This is a genomic window from Mesorhizobium sp. M7A.F.Ca.CA.001.08.2.1, from assembly GCF_003998455.1.
Lineage (GTDB): Bacteria > Pseudomonadota > Alphaproteobacteria > Rhizobiales > Rhizobiaceae > Mesorhizobium > Mesorhizobium ciceri.
The window spans coordinates 1-4,787 of sequence record NZ_RZPW01000489.1 but is presented as its reverse complement, the minus strand read 5'-3'; the positions used below and the strand labels follow the sequence as shown (position 1 = coordinate 4,787).

The 4,787-nt window shown below is 64.3% G+C and carries 5 protein-coding genes; 3 read left to right on the top strand and 2 right to left on the bottom strand.

The features are described 5' to 3' along the window. Window positions 1-89: 89 nt before the first annotated feature. On the bottom strand, window positions 90-1,325 hold the full coding sequence (gene hutI / locus EN914_RS24480; RefSeq protein ID WP_024505592.1) for an imidazolonepropionase: 1,236 nt from the start codon (window positions 1,323-1,325) through the stop codon (window positions 90-92). A gap of 98 nt (window positions 1,326-1,423) precedes the next feature. On the opposite strand from hutI, the gene EN914_RS24475 reads away from it, so the two are divergent. Both EN914_RS24475 and hutC read left to right on the top strand, forming a co-directional pair. After that, complete coding sequence (locus tag EN914_RS24475) at window positions 1,424-2,776, top strand: formimidoylglutamate deiminase (protein ID WP_024505593.1); 1,353 nt, start codon at window positions 1,424-1,426, stop codon at window positions 2,774-2,776. Continuing rightward, window positions 2,773-3,510: a histidine utilization repressor gene (hutC, locus tag EN914_RS24470; protein WP_081714457.1), complete on the top strand. Its 738-nt coding sequence runs from the start codon at window positions 2,773-2,775 to the stop codon at window positions 3,508-3,510. The genes EN914_RS24475 and hutC overlap by 4 nt, the downstream gene beginning before the upstream one ends. A 45-nt stretch (window positions 3,511-3,555) precedes the next feature. Here the strand turns inward: hutC and EN914_RS24465 are convergent, their stop codons facing one another. Continuing rightward, a complete protein-coding gene (locus EN914_RS24465; protein ID WP_024505595.1) occupies window positions 3,556-3,900 on the bottom strand; it encodes a RidA family protein in 345 nt (114 codons plus the stop codon). A gap of 227 nt (window positions 3,901-4,127) precedes the next feature. Here EN914_RS24465 and aztA point away from each other — a divergent pair. Beyond that, window positions 4,128-4,787, top strand: a 660-nt coding sequence (aztA, locus tag EN914_RS24460; RefSeq protein WP_164778881.1) for a zinc ABC transporter ATP-binding protein AztA, incomplete at its 3' end; no start/stop codon positions are given.

Sequence of the window (4,787 nt, the reverse complement as noted above, 5' to 3'; positions counted from 1 at the left end):
GCAGGCATCGTCCAGCTTGGGCACGGCGCCACGATAGATGGCGCGCCAGTCGGCCAGCGTCGCATTGCCGGGCTTCAGGGTCAGTTCGGTCATTGTCCTCTCCAGATGCGGGCATGCAGCGGGTTGAAGCCCATGCGATAGACGAGTTCGGCGGGGCGCTCGATGTTCCAGATCGCCAGGTCGGCGGATTTTCCGGCTTCCAGCGTGCCGGTTTCTCCCAGCAAACCAAGCGCGCGGGCCGCCTCCCGGGTGACGCCGGCAAGGCACTCATCGACGGTCAAGCCGAACAGGGTCGCCGCCATGTTCATGGTCAGAAGCAGCGAGGTCAGCGGCGAAGTGCCGGGATTGTTGTCGGTGGCTACAGCCATCCTGACGCCGTGCTGGCGAAACAGGCCGATCGGCGGCTTCTTGGTTTCGCGAATGAAATAGTAGGCGCCGGGCAGGATCGTCGCCACGGTTCCGGCCTTGGCCATCGCCGCTGCACCTGCCTCATCGGTGTATTCGAGATGGTCGGCCGACAGCGCACCGTAACGGGCGGCGAGTTCGGCGCCATGCAAATTGGACAGTTGGTCGGCATGAAGCTTGACCGGCAGGCCGGCCGCCTTTGCAGCATCGAAGACGCGCGCCATCTGTTCCGGCGAAAAGGCGATGCCCTCGCAGAAACCGTCGACGGCATCGGCCAGCCCCTCGGCGGCAACCGCCGGGAGAATTTCCCTGGCGACCAGATCGATAAAGGCGTCCTTGTCACCCTTGGCTTCCGGCGGCAGCGCGTGGGCGCCGAGGAAGGTCGTGCGGATCGTCACCGGCCGCTGGTTGCCCAGCCGCCGTGCGGCACGCAGCGACTTCTTCTCGTTTTCGAGGTCCAGGCCGTAGCCTGATTTTACCTCCACGGTCGTTACGCCCTCGGCGATCAGCGCATCGAGGCGTGGCAGTGATTGGGTGACCAGTTCGCTCTCGCTGGCTGCGCGCAGCGACTTGACCGAGGAGACTATGCCGCCACCAGCCCGGGCGACCTCTTCATAAGTGGCGCCGGCCAGCCGCATCTCGAATTCGTTGGCGCGGTTGCCGGCATGGACCAGATGGGTGTGGCAGTCGATCAGGCCGGGTGTGATCCAGCGGCCCTCGCAATCAACCGTCTCGGCGCCCTGGGCAAGTGTCGGGGGCAGCTCCGACTCGGGGCCGGCATAAACAATGCGGCCGTCACGCGCAGCGACCGCGCCATATTCGACGACGCCAAGTCCGGCAGACCCGTCGGCCATTGTCGTCAGCCGCGCATTGCGCCACAGACGAAGATCCCCTGCCCGGCTTTTGCTCTTTGCAGCCATCATCTTTTCCGTTTCAATCGATGACGGTTATGTATATACATATTGAAACGCACTGCAAGTGCCTTCATCGCATGAGACACAGAGAACCGGAGAGAAAAGTGGCAGCGATCTTTGCGGAACAGGCGCTCCTTCCCGATGGCTGGCGCGAAAATGTGCGGCTTACCCTGGCCGAGGGACGCATCACAGCCGTTCAGCCTGGCGCTGCTGCGGCAGCCGGCGACGAACGTCACGCGATCCTGTTACCCGGCATGCCCAATTTGCACAGCCACGCCTTCCAGCGCGGCATGGCCGGCCTTGCCGAGCTTCGCGGCCCCTCCGCCGACAGTTTCTGGAGCTGGCGCGAGGTGATGTACCGTTTCGCCCTGTCGATGACGCCCGATCAGGTCGAGGCGGTTGCCGCACAACTCTATGTCGAGATGCTGGAGGCCGGGTTTTCGCGTGTCGGCGAATTTCACTATCTGCATCACGACCGCGACGGAAAACCCTACGCCAACCTCGCCGAGATGGCCGAGCGCATTGCGGCCGCGGCCGGCGAGGCAGGCATCGGCCTGACGCTTTTGCCGGTGTTTTATGCGCACTCGTCTTTCGGCGGTGCCGCACCAAACGAAGGCCAGCGGCGATTCATCAACGATGTGAATCGATTCTCGCGGCTTGTTGAGAAATGCCGCGAATCGGTTCGCGCGTTGGATCAGGCTGTTGTCGGCGTCGCTCCGCACAGCCTTCGCGCCGCGACACCGGAAGAACTGATTGACGTGACTGCCCTGGCGCCGGACGGGCCGATCCACATCCACATTGCCGAGCAGGTGAAAGAAGTCGAGGATTGCCTTGCCTGGTCGGGCGCGCGGCCGGTCGAATTTCTGCTGGCCAATGCCAAGGTCGACAAGCGCTGGTGTCTGATCCACGCCACCCACATGACCGATGCTGAAACCGTTGCCATGGCCAAAAGCGGTGCCATCGCCGGCCTATGCCCGATCACCGAGGCCAATCTCGGTGACGGCACTTTTGCCGCGCCGCTGTTCAGGGAACATGGCGGCCGCTATGGCGTCGGCTCCGATTCCAATGTGCTCATCGGCCTGCCCGACGAGTTACGCCAGCTCGAATATTCGCAGCGTCTCGCCCACCGCGCCCGCAATGTGCTGGCGGTCGCCGGCGGCTCGACCGGCCGCGCACTGTTCGACGCCGCGCTCGACGGTGGCAGCGTCGCGCTTGGCGCCGGTGCTTCCGCGATCGCCGCCGGCGCATCCGCCGATCTTGTCTCGCTCGATCCCAAAAATCCCTCGCTGGCCGGCAAGAGTGGCGACGCGATCCTCGACGCCTGGATCTTCGCCAATGGCAGCAAGGTCGACTGCGTCTGGGTGCATGGCCGCAAACAGGTTAGCGGCGGCAGGCATGTGAAGCGAGAGGCCATCGCTGAGCGTTTTCGCAACGTGATGACGGCGCTTTCGGCATGAGCATGGCCGGCACTGTGGGGGCGGAAGGCGGCGGCTCGCTGCACCAGCGCATCCTCTCCGACATCAGCGAGAAAATCCTGTCCGGCGCCTGGGCGCCCGGTCATCGCATCCCGTTCGAGCATGAGTTGAGCGTGCAATACAATTGCTCGCGCATGACGGTGAACAAGGCGCTGTCGCAGCTTGCCAAGGCCGGACTGATCGAGCGCCGCCGCCGCTCAGGCAGCTTTGTGCGCCGGCCGCAGTCGCAGGCCGCGGTGCTGGAAATCCACGATATCCGCATCGAGGTCGAAGCGCTCGGCCTGCCCTATCGCTACGAGCGCGTCGCCCGACACAAAAGGCGCAGCAGCGCCGGGGATCGCGCGCTGCTGGAACTCGGCGTGGCCGGACCGGTGCTGGCGCTGGAGTGCGGTCATTTCGCCGGCGAGCGGCCGTTCGCGCATGAACAGCGGCTGATCAATCTCACCGCCGTGCCCGAGGCAGCGGACGAGGAATTCATGGCCACCGCACCAGGACCATGGCTGATTGGCCGCGTGCCGTGGAGCGAAGCCGAGCACCGGATTCGCGCTGTCGCCGCCGACAGGCATATCGCGGCTGCACTCGATATAGAAACCGGTGCGCCCTGCCTGGTGGTCGAGCGACGGACGTGGAGCGCCGAGCACCCGGTCACCCATGTGCGCTTCACCTACGGGGCCGAGAGCCACACGCTGGTGGCGAGGTTCAGGCCGCAGGGGTGAGGCTGACCTCCCCCCACGTGGGGGGAGATTGGCAGCTTCAACGCCTCAAATCGCAGCGGTAATAATAACCTCGACCAGATATTCCGGGGCGGCGAGCTTTGCTTCGCCGGTGGCGCGGGCTGGCGTGTTGCCCTGCGGCACCCACTTGTCCCACTCAGCGTTCATCTCGGCAAAGGTGCTCATGTCGGCCAGCCAGATGATCGCCTGCAGGATCTTGGTCTTGTCGGAGCCAGCCTTGGCCAGCAATTCGTCGACAGCCGCCAGGATGTCCCTGGTCTGCGAAGCGACGTTGCCGGTTGGCTGGCCGACCTGGCCAGCCAGATAGACGGTATTGCCATGGATGACGATCTGGCTCATGCGCGGGCCTACATCGATGCGACGAATGCTCATTGGATGGTTCCTTCCTGTGGCGGTTGCGCTTCTTTAGAGTCGCGACCGGCTTGGGGCAAGGTCGCCAGGTCGAATCCCCTTGGGCCAACGGCATATGGATGTGCACACACGGCAAGTTGACCCTGCGGCCGCAATTCCGCCGGATTGGCTTGTTGACTAATGTAATAACATCACATATCCAATCGGCCGCTGCCAGCAGCCGGATTTCGCCGCCTACGGATCGCAGAATGACAAATACCTGCCTGACATTCCGCGACCTGACGCTTGGCTACGGCAGCCATCCGGCGATCCATCATCTCGACGGCACCATCCGGAAGGGCTCGTTGACCGCTGTGGTCGGCGCCAACGGCTCCGGCAAATCGACGCTGATGAAAGGCATTGTCGGCGTCCTGAAGCCCATGGCCGGCGAGGTTATCCGCGCGCCCGGTGTACGTGCCGCCTATCTGCCGCAGCAATCGGAGCTCGACCGCTCCTTTCCGGCACGGGTGGTGGATCTGGTTTCGCTCGGCCTGTGGCCACGGCGCGGCCTGCTTGGCCGCTACACCAGGGAAGATCGCGATGACGTCAGCAAGGCGCTGATGGCGGTCGGCCTCGGCGGCTTCGAGAAGCGGCCGATCGACACGCTGTCGGGCGGCCAGTTGCAGCGCACGCTATTTGCGCGTGTGCTGCTGCAGGACGCCGACCTCATCCTGCTCGACGAGCCGTTCAACGCGGTGGATGCCAAGACGGTCGGCGACCTGATCGCGCTGATCAAGCACTGGCATGGCGAGGAACGCACCATCATGGTCGTCGTCCACGATCTGGATCTGGTGCGGCAGAATTTCCCCGAAACGCTGCTTCTGGCCCGCCAGCCGATCGCCTGGGGCGAAACCCGGGAAACGCTGAAG